12 protein-coding genes and 1 riboswitch are annotated in these 13,954 nt (G+C 69.9%); of the genes, 10 read left to right on the forward strand and 2 right to left on the reverse strand.

The annotated features are described in order from the left end of the window. Window positions 1-126: 126 nt before the first annotated feature. A complete protein-coding gene (locus tag BJP40_RS15830; protein WP_071280927.1) occupies window positions 127-1,101 on the forward strand; it encodes a carbohydrate kinase family protein in 975 nt (324 codons plus the stop codon). A gap of 344 nt (window positions 1,102-1,445) precedes the next feature. Here BJP40_RS15830 and BJP40_RS15835 read toward each other — a convergent pair whose 3' ends face one another. Then, a complete protein-coding gene (locus tag BJP40_RS15835; protein ID WP_071280928.1) occupies window positions 1,446-2,840 on the reverse strand; it encodes a cysteine desulfurase/sulfurtransferase TusA family protein in 1,395 nt (464 codons plus the stop codon). 254 nt (window positions 2,841-3,094) lie between these two features. On the opposite strand from BJP40_RS15835, the gene coxB reads away from it, so the two are divergent. The 4 genes from coxB to BJP40_RS15855 all read left to right on the forward strand — a co-directional run bounded on the left by coxB (window position 3,095) and on the right by BJP40_RS15855 (window position 7,582). Further along, window positions 3,095-4,063 carry a cytochrome c oxidase subunit II gene (gene coxB / locus BJP40_RS15840; protein ID WP_071280929.1) on the forward strand — a complete coding sequence of 323 codons (969 nt, stop codon included), beginning with the start codon at window positions 3,095-3,097 and terminating at the stop codon, window positions 4,061-4,063. Further along, on the forward strand, window positions 4,060-5,808 hold the full coding sequence (gene ctaD, locus BJP40_RS15845) for a cytochrome c oxidase subunit I (RefSeq protein ID WP_071280930.1): 1,749 nt from the start codon (window positions 4,060-4,062) through the stop codon (window positions 5,806-5,808). The genes coxB and ctaD overlap by 4 nt, the downstream gene beginning before the upstream one ends. Continuing rightward, window positions 5,805-6,203 carry a cytochrome c oxidase subunit 4 gene (locus tag BJP40_RS15850; protein WP_071280931.1) on the forward strand — a complete coding sequence of 133 codons (399 nt, stop codon included), beginning with the start codon at window positions 5,805-5,807 and terminating at the stop codon, window positions 6,201-6,203. The genes ctaD and BJP40_RS15850 overlap by 4 nt, the downstream gene beginning before the upstream one ends. Window positions 6,204-6,325: 122 nt before the next feature. Further along, window positions 6,326-7,582, forward strand: coding sequence for an Ig-like domain-containing protein (locus BJP40_RS15855; RefSeq protein ID WP_071267473.1), 1,257 nt, complete (start codon window positions 6,326-6,328; stop codon window positions 7,580-7,582). A 54-nt stretch (window positions 7,583-7,636) separates the two neighbouring features. Here BJP40_RS15855 and BJP40_RS15860 read toward each other — a convergent pair whose 3' ends face one another. Then, on the reverse strand, window positions 7,637-8,038 hold the full coding sequence (locus BJP40_RS15860) for a response regulator transcription factor (protein WP_071280932.1): 402 nt from the start codon (window positions 8,036-8,038) through the stop codon (window positions 7,637-7,639). Between the two features lie 217 nt (window positions 8,039-8,255). Here BJP40_RS15860 and BJP40_RS15865 point away from each other — a divergent pair, with 217 nt between their 5' ends. The 5 genes from BJP40_RS15865 (at window position 8,256) to trpD (ending at window position 13,675) form a co-directional block, all read left to right on the forward strand. Then, window positions 8,256-8,876 (forward strand): heme-copper oxidase subunit III, encoded by a 621-nt coding sequence (locus tag BJP40_RS15865; protein ID WP_071267469.1) that lies wholly within the window; start codon window positions 8,256-8,258, stop codon window positions 8,874-8,876. Between the two features lie 63 nt (window positions 8,877-8,939). Then, window positions 8,940-9,749, forward strand: coding sequence for a c-type cytochrome (locus tag BJP40_RS15870; RefSeq protein WP_071280933.1), 810 nt, complete (start codon window positions 8,940-8,942; stop codon window positions 9,747-9,749). Further along, window positions 9,746-10,795 (forward strand): ubiquinol-cytochrome c reductase iron-sulfur subunit, encoded by a 1,050-nt coding sequence (locus tag BJP40_RS15875; protein WP_071267465.1) that lies wholly within the window; start codon window positions 9,746-9,748, stop codon window positions 10,793-10,795. The genes BJP40_RS15870 and BJP40_RS15875 overlap by 4 nt, the downstream gene beginning before the upstream one ends. Further along, window positions 10,792-12,441, forward strand: coding sequence for a cytochrome bc complex cytochrome b subunit (locus BJP40_RS15880; RefSeq protein WP_071267463.1), 1,650 nt, complete (start codon window positions 10,792-10,794; stop codon window positions 12,439-12,441). Before BJP40_RS15875 ends, BJP40_RS15880 begins: the two co-directional genes overlap by 4 nt. Window positions 12,442-12,610: 169 nt before the next feature. Then, entirely contained in the window at window positions 12,611-13,675 is a 1,065-nt protein-coding gene (gene trpD, locus BJP40_RS15885; protein ID WP_071280934.1) for an anthranilate phosphoribosyltransferase, read from the forward strand. 143 nt (window positions 13,676-13,818) lie between these two features. Further along, a riboswitch (SAM riboswitch) is annotated at window positions 13,819-13,936 on the forward strand. Window positions 13,937-13,954: the final 18 nt, after the last annotated feature.

Consider the following 13,954-nt stretch of genomic DNA (forward strand, 5'->3'; position numbering starts at 1 on the left):
GTTTCCGCTGTTCTCCGTCCCCGGTCGCACCCGGTAGCGTGGACTGCCGCCCGTCGTCACCCGACGATCCCGTACGAGCGCCCTTCGCGCGTCCCGTCCAGCCGCCTCCCGCAGGAGCATCCCGCCGTGCGTATCGCAGTCACCGGCTCCATCGCCACCGACCACCTCATGACCTTCCCCGGCCGATTCGCCGACCAGCTCGTCGCCGATCAGCTGCACACGGTCTCCCTGTCCTTCCTGGTCGACAACCTCGACGTCCGCAGGGGAGGCGTCGGCGCCAACATCTGCTTCGGCATGGGCCAGCTCGGCGCCCGGCCGGTGCTGGTCGGCGCGGCGGGCTTCGACTTCGACGAGTACCGCGCCTGGCTCGACCGCCACGGGGTCGACACCGCCTCCGTGCGGATCTCCGAGGTGCTGCACACCGCGCGGTTCGTCTGCACCACGGACGCCGACCACAACCAGATCGGCTCCTTCTACACCGGCGCCATGAGCGAGGCCCGGCTCATCGAGCTCAAGGCCGTCGCCGACCGCGTCGGCGGTCTCGACCTCGTCCTGATCGGCGCCGACGACCCCGAGGCGATGCTCCGCCACACCGAGGAGTGCCGGACCCGGGGCATCCCGTTCGCCGCCGACTTCTCCCAGCAGATCGCGCGGATGGACGGCGAGGAGATCCGCACCCTCCTCGACGGCGCCACGTACCTCTTCTCCAACGAGTACGAGAAGGGGCTCATCGAGGCCAAGACCGGCTGGACCGACGAGGAGATCCTCGGCCGCGTCGGGCACCGCGTGACCACCCTCGGCTCGCGCGGTGTGCGCATCGAGCGCGTCGGCGACCCGGCCGTCGAGGTGGGCTGCCCGGAGGAGGACGCCAAGGTCGACCCGACCGGCGTCGGCGACGCTTTCCGCGCGGGCTTCCTGTCCGGCCTGTCCTGGGGCGTCGGCCTGGAGCGCGCCGCACAGGTCGGCTGCATGCTGGCCACGCTGGTCATCGAGACGCTCGGCACCCAGGAGTACACGCTGCGCCGCGCCCACTTCATGGAGCGCTTCACGAAGGCGTACGGCGACGAGGCCGCGGCCGAGGTGCAGGCGCACCTCTCCTGACACCCGCGCCACCCGCCCCGGAGCCCGCGGAGGACTCCGGGGCGGACCGCTGTCCCGGTGCGTGCCGCAAGCCTGCGCGCCCCCGTGCCGGGACCGCCCCGGTGTTCCCCGCGGTGATCACGCCTCCGCGCGCCGCGCCGGCCACCGGAGCAGCCCGCCCCCGCGGGCGATCCCGCACGACGGCGCCCGCCGCCGGCTCGTCGGCCTCCCGAGGCGGAGGTCCCACCCCCGCCCGACCGCGCCGCCCGTCCGGCGCGGCGGCCTCCGCGCGCTCCGGCGTGGACCACCCGGGCCGCCGCGCGGCTGCGGCGGGAGGCGCGCCGGCCCCGTACGTCCAGGAGGAGCTAGGTCCGGCGGCGGACCACGTACACCGCTCCGCGCTCCGCGGGTTCCTCGCCCACGTACTCCTGGTCGCGCATCCAGCACCACGCGCGGATGTCCAGCTCGGCCACCTCGTCGTCGGTGACGACACGGACCGTGCCGCCCACCGGGACCTCCCCGATGACCTTCGCGAGTTCGATCACGGGCACCGGACAGCGCTTTCCCAGCGCGTCGACCACGAGCTCCCCGGCCGTCCCCGCCGCGTCGGCCGTCCCCGCCGCGCCGGCTGTCGGAGCGCCCAACTGCTCCCGCACGCCGGCCACCACGCCCGGCAGCACGTCGAGGAAGCGCTCCACCTCCGCCTCCGCCACCCCGGCGGGGAGCGACACGCGGACGTTCCCCTCCGACAGCACGCCCATGGCGCGCAGCACATGGCTCGGGGTCAGCGTCGAGCTCGTGCAGGACGAACCGGAGGACACCGAGAAGCCCGCCCGGTCCAGTCCGTGCAGCAGCGCCTCGCCGTCCACGTACAGGCAGGAGAAGGTGACCAGGTGGGGGAGGCGCCGCACCGGGTCGCCCACCACCTCCACGTCCGCCACCCGTTCGGGGACCCGCACCCGGATCCGGTCCACGAGCTCCCGCAGCCGCTCCGCCTCCGTCGCGGCCTCCTCCCGCACCGCCCGCAGCGACGCCGCGGCGGCCACCACCGCCGGCAGGTTGGGGAAGCCGGGCGACCGCCCCGACTCGCGCTCGTCCGCCGGGCCGGGCGCGGCGAACCGCACCCCCTTGCGCACCGCCAGCAGACCCACTCCCGCAGGGCCGCCCCATTTGTGGGCGCTTCCGGTCAGTACGGACCAACTGGCCTCCACCGGGCCCCACGCGAGCGACTGCGCCGCGTCCACCAGCAGCGGCACCCCCGCCGCCCGGCACGCCTCGGCCACCTCGGCCACCGGCTGGACCGTGCCCACCTCGTGGTTGGCCGACTGGAGGCACGCCAGAGCGGTCTCCTCGCGCAGGGCCGACGCGTACGACGCGGGCAGCACCGCGCCCGTGCGCTCCACCGGAACCTCGGTCACCGTGCCCCCGCCCGCCTCGTGGGTGGCCGCCGCGTGCAGCAGGGACGAGTGCTCCACCGCCGACAGCACCAGATGCCGGCCCGTCCGCCGACGCCCCGCCAGCACGCCCGACACGCCCGTGTGCACCGCGTGCGTGCCCGAGGGGGTGAACGTGAGCTCGTCGGGGCGGCACCCCACCGCCTCCGCCGCGGCCTCCCGCGCCGCGTCGAGCAGCATCCGGGCACGCCTGCCCTCCCGGTACAGCCGCGCGGGGTCCGCCCAGCCCTCGTCCAGCGACGCCTGGAGCGCCTGCCGGGCGACCGGGTGCAGGGGTGCGGAGGAAGCAACGTCGAAGTAGGCCACATGGTCACGCTATCCCCCGCGGGCGGGTCCCGGAGAGGTACGGGACCGTGCCGCCCACGGGCCTCTCACCTGCGAACACAACCCGAAAGAGGGGCGTGGCGGCGCGTTGGGCACCCTCCCCGCGCGGCGCCAAATAGCGTCCAGTAGGGTTTGGTCCGCATAAACATCCAAACCCCTGCCCGCGTCAGGGCCGGCGACCGACCAGCGAGACGGCCGCAGCCGACCCGCGGGCGAGACTCTCGGGAAGGCGCTACGTGAGTCCCAACGGCTCCGACCGCTCGTCGCGGCGCCCGATGCGGCGGAAGCTGCCGCAGGTGCTGACTGCGGGCCTGATCCTGGCTACCGCCTCCGGTTGCTCTTACAACTGGGAGGACTTCCCCCGCCTCGGTATGCCCTATCCGGTGACGGAAGAGGCGCCGCGGATCCTCTCTCTCTGGCAGGGCTCGTGGGCGGCTGCGCTCGCCACGGGCGTGCTCGTGTGGGGTCTGATCCTGTGGAGCGTCTTCTTCCACCGGCGCAGCCGCACCAAGGTGGAGGTTCCTCCGCAGACCCGGTACAACATGCCGATCGAGGCGCTGTACACGGTCACTCCGCTCATCATCGTCTCGGTGCTCTTCTACTTCACCGCGCGTGACGAGTCCGAGCTCCTCAAGCTCTCCGAGAAGCCCACCCACACCATCAACGTGGTCGGTTACCAGTGGAGCTGGGGCTTCAACTACATCGAGAACGTGGACGGCGACGCCGCCACGGGCACCGAGGTCCCCGAGGAGCTCGGCGCCATTCCGGACAAGTTCCAGAAGCAGTTCCCGAAGGGTGCCGAGGGCGTCTACGACGCCGGCATCCCGGGCACGCGGGACCCGGAGACGAAGAACCCCGGCCCGACGCTGGTCCTGCCCAAGGGCGAGAAGGTCCGGTTCGTCCTGACCTCCCGCGACGTCATCCACTCCTTCTGGGTGGTGCCGTTCCTCATGAAGCAGGACGTCATCCCGGGTCACACGAACGCCTTCGAGGTGACCCCGAACCAGGAGGGCACCTTCCTGGGCAAGTGCGCCGAGCTCTGCGGCGTCGACCACTCCCGGATGCTCTTCAACGTCAAGGTCGTCTCCCCCGAGGAGTACCAGCAGCACCTGGAGAAGCTGGCGGAGAAGGGGCAGACCGGCTACATCCCGTCGGGCATCGAGCAGACGGACCCGGCCAGGAATGCGGAGAAGAACCAACTGTGAGCATCCTCAACGAACCCCAGGGTGCCGACAAGGCAGCTGACGGCTCGCGGGAGCCGTACGAGAACGAGCTGCCCGTCCGGCGCAGGCAGCCAGGCAACGTCGTCGTCAAGTGGCTGACCACCACGGACCACAAGACGATCGGCACGCTCTACCTGGTCACCTCGTTCGCCTTCTTCTGCATCGGCGGCCTCCTGGCGCTCTTCATGCGCGCCGAGCTGGCCCGGCCGGGTACGCAGCTCATGTCGAACGAGCAGTTCAACCAGGCGTTCACGATGCACGGCACGATCATGCTGCTGATGTTCGCGACGCCGCTGTTCGCCGGATTCGCGAACTGGATCATGCCGCTGCAGATCGGTGCGCCCGACGTGGCGTTCCCGCGGCTGAACATGTTCGCCTACTGGCTGTACCTGTTCGGCTCGCTCATCGCCGTGGCCGGCTTCCTGACCCCGCAGGGTGCGGCCGACTTCGGCTGGTTCGCGTACACCCCGCTGTCGGACGCGATCCGCTCGCCCGGTGTCGGCGCCGACATGTGGATCATGGGCCTCGCCTTCTCCGGCTTCGGCACCATCCTCGGCTCGGTCAACTTCATCACCACGATCATCTGCATGCGCGCCCCCGGCATGACGATGTTCCGCATGCCGATCTTCACGTGGAACGTGCTGCTGACCGGTGTCCTGGTCCTGCTCGCCTTCCCGGTCCTCGCCGCCGCGCTGTTCGCGCTGGAGTCGGACCGCAAGTTCGGCTCGCACATCTTCGACCCGGCCAACGGCGGCGCCCTGCTGTGGCAGCACCTCTTCTGGTTCTTCGGCCACCCCGAGGTGTACATCATCGCCCTGCCGTTCTTCGGCATCGTCTCGGAGATCGTCCCGGTCTTCAGCCGCAAGCCGATGTTCGGCTACATCGGCCTGATCGCCGCGACCATCGCCATCGCCGGCCTCTCGGTGACGGTGTGGGCGCACCACATGTACGTCACCGGTGGCGTACTGCTGCCGTTCTTCGCCTTCATGACGTTCCTCATCGCGGTGCCGACCGGTGTGAAGTTCTTCAACTGGATCGGCACGATGTGGAAGGGCTCACTGTCCTTCGAGACCCCGATGCTCTGGGTCGTCGGCTTCCTGATCACCTTCACCTTCGGTGGTCTGACCGGTGTGATCCTGGCGTCGCCCCCGATGGACTTCCACGTCTCGGACTCGTACTTCGTCGTCGCGCACTTCCACTACGTCGTCTTCGGCACCGTGGTCTTCGCGATGTTCGCCGGATTCCACTTCTGGTGGCCGAAGTTCACCGGCAAGATGCTGGACGAGCGCCTCGGCAAGATCACCTTCTGGACGCTGTTCATCGGCTTCCACGGCACGTTCCTCGTCCAGCACTGGCTGGGTGCCGAGGGCATGCCGCGCCGCTACGCCGACTACCTGGCCGCGGACGGCTTCACCGCGCTGAACACGATCTCCACGATCGCCTCGTTCCTGCTCGGCCTGTCGATCCTGCCGTTCTTCTACAACGTCTGGAAGACCGCCAAGTACGGCAAGAAGATCGAGGTCGACGACCCGTGGGGCTACGGCCGCTCCCTGGAGTGGGCCACCTCGTGCCCGCCGCCGCGGCACAACTTCCTCACGCTGCCGCGCATCCGCTCCGAATCGCCGGCGTTCGACCTGCACCACCCTGAGATCGCCGAGATCGACCAGCTGGAGAACCAGGGTCGTACGGAAACCGCGCTGGTCGGTGGCAAGGAGGCCGGCAAGTGAAGATCCAGGGCAAGATGTTCATCTGGCTGAGCTTCTTCATCCTCGCCATGGCCGTCCTGTACGGCGTGTGGGCGAAGGAGCCGGTCGGCACCACGGCGCTGTTCATGGCCTTCGGCCTGGCGATCATGGTCGGCTACTACCTGGCCTTCACGGCCCGGCGGGTGGACGCCCTGGCGCAGGACGACAAGGAGGCCGACGTCGCGGACGAGGCCGGTGAGGTCGGCTTCTTCTCGCCGCACAGCTGGCAGCCGCTCTCGCTCGCCCTCGGCGGTGCGCTCGCGTTCCTGGCGGTCGCCCTCGACTGGTGGCTCATCTACTTCTCCCTGCCGGTCATCCTGGTCGGCATCTGGGGATGGGTGTTCGAGTACTACCGGGGCGAGAACCAGAACCAGTAGGCGTCCCACGCCCGTGAAGGGGCCCGGCATCCTCCGGAAGGAGGGGCCGGGCCCCCTTTCGTGGTCATCCTTTTGCAGTCATCCGGCGTGCCGGGGTCGACAGCCGTTCCTACGGTGTGCTTATGAGCCACACGCCAAGCATGCGCACCGTTCTCAGCTGCTCCCTGCTGGTCGTCGTCGCGGGTGCGGGCGCGACCGGCTGCAACGGCCCGGAAGGGCACCCCCTGTCCGCCCGTCCCTACGACGCCGCGGACCAGATCACCTTCAACGGGCCGGGAGACGACCGCAAGGCGCCCCTGGACCGGCCCCTGGAGGTCACCAGCAAGGACGGCGGCGGCCGCATCACGGACGTCACGGCCGTCGACGAGGCAGGCCACTACCTGGCCGGCGAACTCGCCGCGGACGGCAGCCGCTGGCGCTCCACCGGCCCGCTGGCCGCGGAGGCCCGCTACACCGTCAGGGTCGCCACGGAGAACGGCGACGGCGCCCCCGGCGTCCGTGTGCTGACGTTCGAGACCGCGGCGGCCCGGCAGCGGATGAAGGTCGCGTTCGGGCCCGAACCGGGCACCTACGGCGTGGGACAGCCCCTCACGGCCGAACTCAGCCACCCCGTCACGACCAAGGAGGGCCGCGCCGCCGTCGAGCGGGGCCTCAAGGTCCGCTCCACGCCCGCGGTCACCGGCGCCTGGCACTGGGTCGACGACAAGAAGCTCCACTACCGGCCCAAGGACTACTGGCCGGCCGGCGCCCGGGTCAACCTCACCAGCAACCTCGCGGGTGTCCGCGTCGCCAAGGGCGTCTACGGCACCCCCACCGACCCGCTCGTCCTCACCATCGGGGACCGTGTCGAGGCCGTCACCGACGCCGCCACCCACCAGATGGTCTTCAAGCGGAACGGAAAGGTGATCAACACCATCCCCGTGACCACCGGCAAACCGGGCTTCTCCACCCGCAACGGCACCAAAGTCGTGCTGGAGAAGCAGTACTTCGTACGGATGCGCAGCACCACCGTCGGCATCGCCGAAGGCAGCAGCGAGTCCTACGACCTGCCGGTCTACTACGCGACGCGCGTCACCTGGAGCGGCGAGTACGTCCATGCCGCGCCCTGGTCCGTCGGTTCGCAGGGGTACGCCAACGTCAGCCACGGCTGCGTGGGCATGTCGACGGGCAACGCCGCCTGGTTCTTCGAGAACATCCGCCGCGGCGACCTGGTCACGGTCGTCAACAGCATCGGCCAGGACATGGCCCCGTTCGGGAACGGTTTCGGCGACTGGAACCTGCCCTGGGACCAGTGGCGCCAGGGCAGCGCCGTGCTGGGCGGCACGCCGGACGGCGCCACGCCCGCGGACGGCGCCCGCCTGAGGCCGCGCGCCGCATAGCCCCGCGGACGCCCGCAGGCACCGTCAGCCTGGCCCCGGAGCGGGGCCAGGCGGCTACGCCTCCACCGACAGGCGGCTGCGGACCAGTCCGGCCAGCGCGTCCGCCAGCTCCACCGGGTCCACAGGAAGGGTCACCGCCGCGTCCGCGCGGCTCCACGTGGCCAGCCACGCGTCCTGCGGACGCCCCATCAGCAGCAGCACCGGCGGGCAGTCGAAGACCTCGTCCTTGAGCTGGCGGCACACGCCCATCCCGCCCGCCGGCACGGCCTCGCCGTCCAGGACGCACACGTCGACCCCGCCCTGCTCCAGGCGCTCCAGCACCGCGGGCAGCGTCGCGCACTCGACGTACTGGACCGGGGGGACGTCGGCCGCCGGCCGCCTCCCCGCCGCCATCCGGACCTGCGCGCGGGTGTTCGCGTCGTCGCTGTAGACCAGTACGGTGGCGGTCGACTGCATGCTGGGTCCCTCCGAGTTTCGTACGACGTCGTACACGGTGAGTTGCTCGGTAACCGACGCCGCGGATGCTACTCCCTCCGGGGCCCCGTCAACACCGGTGAGACGGCTGTTCGAGGCGGTTCCGCTGGGCCGTTCGGGTCGAGCGCGGCCCCCCGCCGGAGGGGGGACACTCCGAACGGCACCCCCCGGAGTGAGGGCGAGATAAGCGACCGACATAATGTCGGTCGTGGCGACAGCAACGACAGTAGATACCGGGCACGCGCACCCGCCGGTCAATCGACCGAACCTCACCAGCGTCGGAACAGTCATCTGGCTGAGTTCCGAGCTGATGTTCTTCGCGGCCCTCTTCGCGATGTACTTCACCCTGCGTTCGGTGACGGGTCCCGAATACTGGGCCGAGCAGGCAGAACACCTGAACTTCTGGTTCGCGTTCTCCAACACCACGATCCTGGTGCTCTCCTCCCTCACCTGCCAGCTCGGCGTGTTCGCCGCCGAGCGCGGTGACGTGAAGAAGCTGCGTGCCTGGTTCATCGTGACCTTCATCATGGGCGCGGTCTTCATCGGCGGCCAGGTCCTGGAGTACACCGAGCTGGTCAAGGAGGCGGGCATGTCCCTGTCCTCCGGTCCGTACGGCTCCGTGTTCTACCTGACCACCGGCTTCCACGGCCTCCACGTGACGGGCGGCCTGATCGCGTTCCTCCTGGTACTCGGCCGGACGTACGCCGCGAAGCGGTTCACCCACGAGCAGGCGACGGCCGCCATCGTCGTGTCCTACTACTGGCACTTCGTCGACGTGGTCTGGATCGGCCTCTTCGCCACGATCTACATGATCAAGTAGTCGGGTCCCACCCGACACGTCCAGCAAGCATCGACGCAGAAGATCCTGACACCGGGGTAATCCGTGAAAAAGCTCTCCGCACGACGACGCCATCCGCTGGCGGCGCTCGTCGTCCTACTTCTCGCGCTGGCGGCCACAGGGGGGCTGTACGCCGCGTTCGCGCCCGCGGGCCAGGCACAGGCCGACGAGACCGCCCAGTCCCTCGCCATCGAGGAGGGCAAGAAGCTCTACACCGTCGGCTGCGCCACCTGTCACGGCACCAACGGTCAGGGCACCTCCGACGGTCCGTCCCTGATCGGTGTGGGCTCGGCCGCGGTGGACTTCCAGGTCGCCACCGGCCGCATGCCCGCCATGCAGCCGGGCGCGCAGGTACCGCGCAAGCCGAACATCTACACCCAGGCGCAGATCGACCAGCTGGCCGCGTACATCGCGTCGCTCGGTCCCGGCCCGGTCACGCCGACCGAGGAGCAGTACAGCCCGGAAGGCGCGGACATCGCCCGGGGTGGTGAGCTGTTCCGCAACAACTGCGCGCAGTGCCACAACTTCACCGGCGAGGGCGGCGCCCTCACCAAGGGCAAGTACGCCCCGAGCCTCGAAGGCGTCAGCGAGAAGCACATCTACGAGGCCATGCAGACCGGCCCGCAGAACATGCCCTCCTTCCCGGACACGATCATGCCGGAGCAGGAGAAGAAGGACATCATCGCGTACATCAAGGCCGTCAACGGTGATGAGACCCCGTCCCCCGGCGGTTTCGCACTGGGTGGCCTGGGACCGGTCGCCGAGGGCCTCTTCGGCTGGATCTTCGGTCTCGGTTCGCTGATCGCTGTCGCCGTCTGGGTCGCGGCCCACACCGCTAAGGCCAAGAAGTCATGAGTAGCCAAGAGATTTCCGAAGAGAGCCTGCCGAGCGGGCAGGACAGCGCGCACGGCAAGGCGGTAGCCGAGAACCCGTTCGCAGACCCGGGCCTCCCGCCCCACAAGCCCCGCATCCAGGACATCGACGAGCGGGCCGCCAAGCGCTCGGAGCGCACGGTCGCCCTGCTCTTCACGGTGTCGATGCTCGCCACGGTCGGCTTCATCGCGTCGTTCGTCGCCTTCGACGTCGACCAGATCGTGTACATCTGGCCGCTGGGCCACGTGAGCATCCTGCACGTGATGCTGGGTCTGACGCTGGGCATCGCCCTGTTCTGCATCGGCGCGGGCGCGGTCCACTGGGCCCGCACCCTGATGTCCGACGTGGAGGTCGCCGACGACCGCCACCCGATCGAGGCGAGCCCCGAGACCAAGGCCAAGGTCATGGCCGACTTCCGGGAGGGTGCCGCCGAGTCGGCGATCGGCCGCCGCAAGCTGATCCGCAACACGATGTTCGGCGCCCTCGCGATGGTGCCGCTCTCCGGTGTGGTGCTGCTGCGCGAGCTCGGCCCGCTGCCCGAGGACAAGCTGTTCAAGACGTCCTGGGCCAACGGCAAGCTGCTCATCAACATGAACACGAACGAGCCGCTGCGTCCCGAGGACGTGCCGGTCGGCTCGCTGACCTTCGCCAAGCCCGAGGGCCTGGAGGAGAGCGACCACGACTTCAACACCTTGATCGCCAAGGACGCCCTGATGATCGTCCGGATCCAGCCGGAGGACATCAAGGACAAGCGCGAGCTCGAGTGGTCCCACGAGGGCATCGTGGCCTTCTCCAAGATCTGCACCCACGTGGGCTGCCCGATCTCCCTGTACGAGCAGCAGACGCACCACGTCCTCTGCCCGTGCCACCAGTCCACCTTCGACCTCTCCGACGGCGCCCGCGTCATCTTCGGCCCTGCCGGCCACGCCCTCCCGCAGCTGCGGATCGGCGTGAATGACGAGGGCTTCCTCGAAGCGCTCGGCGACTTCGAGGAGCCGGTCGGTCCTGCATTCTGGGAGCGCGGATGAGCACCGCAAGTACGCACACATCAGGCGCTGACGCACCGGGACAGCAGAAGGCGCCCGCCGGTGAGCGGGTCGCGGACTGGGCCGACGGCCGGCTGGGGATCTACTCCCTGGCCAAGGCCAACATGCGGAAGATCTTCCCGGACCACTGGTCCTTCATGCTGGGTGAGGTCTGCCTCTACAGCTTCATCATCATCATCCTGACGGGTGTCTACCTGACACTGTTCTTCCACCCGTCGATGAACGAGATCGAGTACCACGGCGCCTACGTGCCGATGCACGGCGTCCGCATGACGGAGGCCTACGCCTCGACGCTGGACATCAGCTTCGACGTCCGCGGTGGTCTGCTGATCCGCCAGATCCACCACTGGGCGGCGCTGATCTTCATCGCCGGCATGTTCGTGCACATGATGCGCGTCTTCTTCACCGGCGCGTTCCGCAAGCCGCGTGAGATCAACTGGCTGTTCGGCTTCCTGCTGTTCGTCCTGGGCATGTTCACCGGCTTCACCGGCTACTCGCTCCCGGACGACCTGCTCTCCGGCACCGGTGTCCGCTTCACGCAGGGCGCGATCCTGGCGACGCCGATCGTCGGCACGTACCTCTCGATGTTCCTGTTCGGCGGCGAGTTCCCCGGCCACGACATGGTGGCCCGGTTCTACTCGATCCACATCCTGCTGCTGCCGGGCATCATGCTCGGCCTCGTGGTGGCGCACCTGATCCTGGTCTTCTACCACAAGCACACGCAGTTCCCCGGGCCCGGCCGGACCAACAAGAACGTCGTCGGCATGCCGCTGCTGCCGGTCTACATGGCCAAGGCGGGAGGCTTCTTCTTCCTGGTCTTCGGCGTCATCGCGATCATCTCGGCGCTGTTCACCATCAACCCGGTGTGGGCCCTCGGCCCGTACCGCCCGGACATGGTGTCCACCGGTGCCCAGCCCGACTGGTACATGGGCTTCGCCGAGGGTCTGATCCGCGCCATGCCCGGCTGGGAGATCAACCTGTGGGGCCACACCCTGGTCCTGGGCGTGTTCATCCCGCTGGTGCTCTTCGGCGTGATGCTGGCCGCCATCGCGGTCTACCCGTTCATCGAGTCGTGGATCACCGGCGACAAGCGCGAGCACCACATCCTGGACCGCCCGCGCAACGCGCCCACCCGCACCGCGCTGGGCGTCGCCTGGATCACGGCCTACATGATCATGCTGGTCGGTGGTGGCAACGACATCGTCGCCACGCACTTCCACCTGTCCATCAACGCGGTCACCTGGTTCGTCCGGATCTTCTTCTTCGTCGGACCGGTCATCGCCTTCGTGGTCACCAAGCGGATCTGCATGGGTCTCCAGCGCCGCGACCGCGACAAGGTGCTGCACGGCCGCGAGACCGGCATCATCAAGCGGCTGCCGCACGGTGAGTTCGTCGAGGTCCACGAGCCGCTCAGCCAGGCCAAGCTGCACACGCTCACCGCGCACGAGCAGTACGCGCCGGCCGAGATCGGCCCGACGGTCGACGAGAACGGCGTCGAGCGCAAGCCGGGCCGCCTGGAGAAGCTCCGCGCCAAGCTCAGCAAGGGCTACTACGGCGAGGACAACCAGGTCCCCAAGGCCACGGTCGAGGAGTACAAGGAGATCAGCGCCGGCCACGGCCACCACTGATCCCCTGACCGCCCGCCGGGAGACCTGACGCACAGGTCGCACCCGCGGCTCGCCACGGTGAGAGCCCCGTCCACACCACGGACGGGGCTCTTCGCCGTCCCTGGGGATGGATAGGCTGGGACGCGACGGAACCCTCACGCCGGTGAGGCCCCACGACCCAGGAGCGACCATGAGCGCTGTGACCCCCGCAGGAGGACCGACCGCGGCGGGCCACTCCTGGCCCCGGGTCCTGGACGCCCTGCTGACCGGGCAGGACCTCGACGCGGACGCCACGGCCTGGGCGATGGAGCGCATCCTCAGCGGCGAGGCCACCGACGCGCAGATCGCCGGGTTCGCGGTGGCGCTGCGCGCCAAGGGCGAGACCGTCGAGGAGATCACCGGCCTCGTGCGCACCATGTACGCGCACGCCCGCACCATCGAGGTGCCCGGCCCGTCCGTCGACATCGTCGGCACCGGCGGCGACGGCGCCAAGACCGTGAACATCTCCACGATGTCCGCGATCGTCGTCGCCGGCACGGGCGCCAAGGTCGTCAAGCACGGCAACCGGGCGGCGTCGTCCGCCTCGGGCGCCTCCGACGTCCTGGAGAAGCTCGGGGTCAACCTGGACCTCGCTCCGGGTCGGGTGGCCGAGGTCGCGGAGGAAGCGGGCGTCACCTTCTGCTTCGCCGTCAAGTTCCACCCCGCGCTGCGGCACGTGGCGGCGGCCCGCAAGGAGCTCGGCATCCGCACGACGTTCAACTTCCTGGGCCCGCTGACGAACCCCGCCCGGGTGCGGGCGCAGGCCACCGGGGTCGCCGACGCGCGGATGGCGCCCATCATGGCGGGCGTCCTCGCGGAACGGGGCTCCTCGGCGCTGGTGTTCCGCGGTGACGACGGCCTCGACGAACTGACCACCACGGCCACCTCCCGGGTGTGGGTCGTCCGTGACGGCGCCGTCCGGGAGGAGGCGTTCGACCCGCGGGAGGTGGGCATCGAGCTGGTCCCGGTGGAGGCGCTGCGCGGCGCCGACGCGTCGTACAACGCGGACGTGGCCCGCCGCATGCTGGCCGGGGAGACCGGGCCCGTGCGGGACGCGGTGCTGCTGAACTCGGCGGCGGCGCTGGCGGCCCTGGAGCCGTCGGACGCGCCCCTGGCGGAGCAGATCCGGGCGGGCATGGCGAAGGCGGCCGAGTCGATCGACTCGGGCGCGGCCCGGGAAGCCCTGGAGCGCTGGGTGGCCGCGAGCCACCGGTAGGCGGCCCCTGCACGCGCGGCTCCGCCCCCGGTCGGCCCCCTCGCAGGCGCCGGGGGCGGAGCCGTCCTGCTGCCGTGTGCGCCGTCCGGTATCCGGACCGGGGACTTGCGCCGCTGGGCGCGTGTGGCAAGATGCTGCACCAAGGTCATGAGTGACAGCGACCACGGCCCCGGCCCGCTGTCCGGCAACCCTCCGTCCGTGGCGGGGTGCCCCGGGTGAAGACCAGGCCGCAGGCAGCGAGGTCTGCGGCAAGCGCGGACCCCTGCGACACCCTGGGGT

The organism is Streptomyces sp. CC53 (assembly GCF_001865245.1).
In the GTDB taxonomy this organism is placed as follows: domain Bacteria; phylum Actinomycetota; class Actinomycetes; order Streptomycetales; family Streptomycetaceae; genus Streptomyces.

Excerpts from the sequence above, each read along its gene's own strand:
- BJP40_RS15875 (WP_071267465.1), top strand. The coding sequence starts at position 9,746 with ATGAGTAGCCAAGAGATTTCCGAAGAGAGCCTGCCGAGCGGGCAGGAC.
- trpD (WP_071280934.1), top strand. The coding sequence starts at position 12,611 with ATGAGCGCTGTGACCCCCGCAGGAGGACCGACCGCGGCGGGCCACTCC.
- BJP40_RS15860 (WP_071280932.1), bottom strand. The coding sequence starts at position 8,038 with ATGCAGTCGACCGCCACCGTACTGGTCTACAGCGACGACGCGAACACC.
- BJP40_RS15880 (WP_071267463.1), top strand. The coding sequence starts at position 10,792 with ATGAGCACCGCAAGTACGCACACATCAGGCGCTGACGCACCGGGACAG.
- BJP40_RS15865 (WP_071267469.1), top strand. The coding sequence starts at position 8,256 with ATGTCGGTCGTGGCGACAGCAACGACAGTAGATACCGGGCACGCGCAC.
- BJP40_RS15855 (WP_071267473.1), top strand. The coding sequence starts at position 6,326 with ATGAGCCACACGCCAAGCATGCGCACCGTTCTCAGCTGCTCCCTGCTG.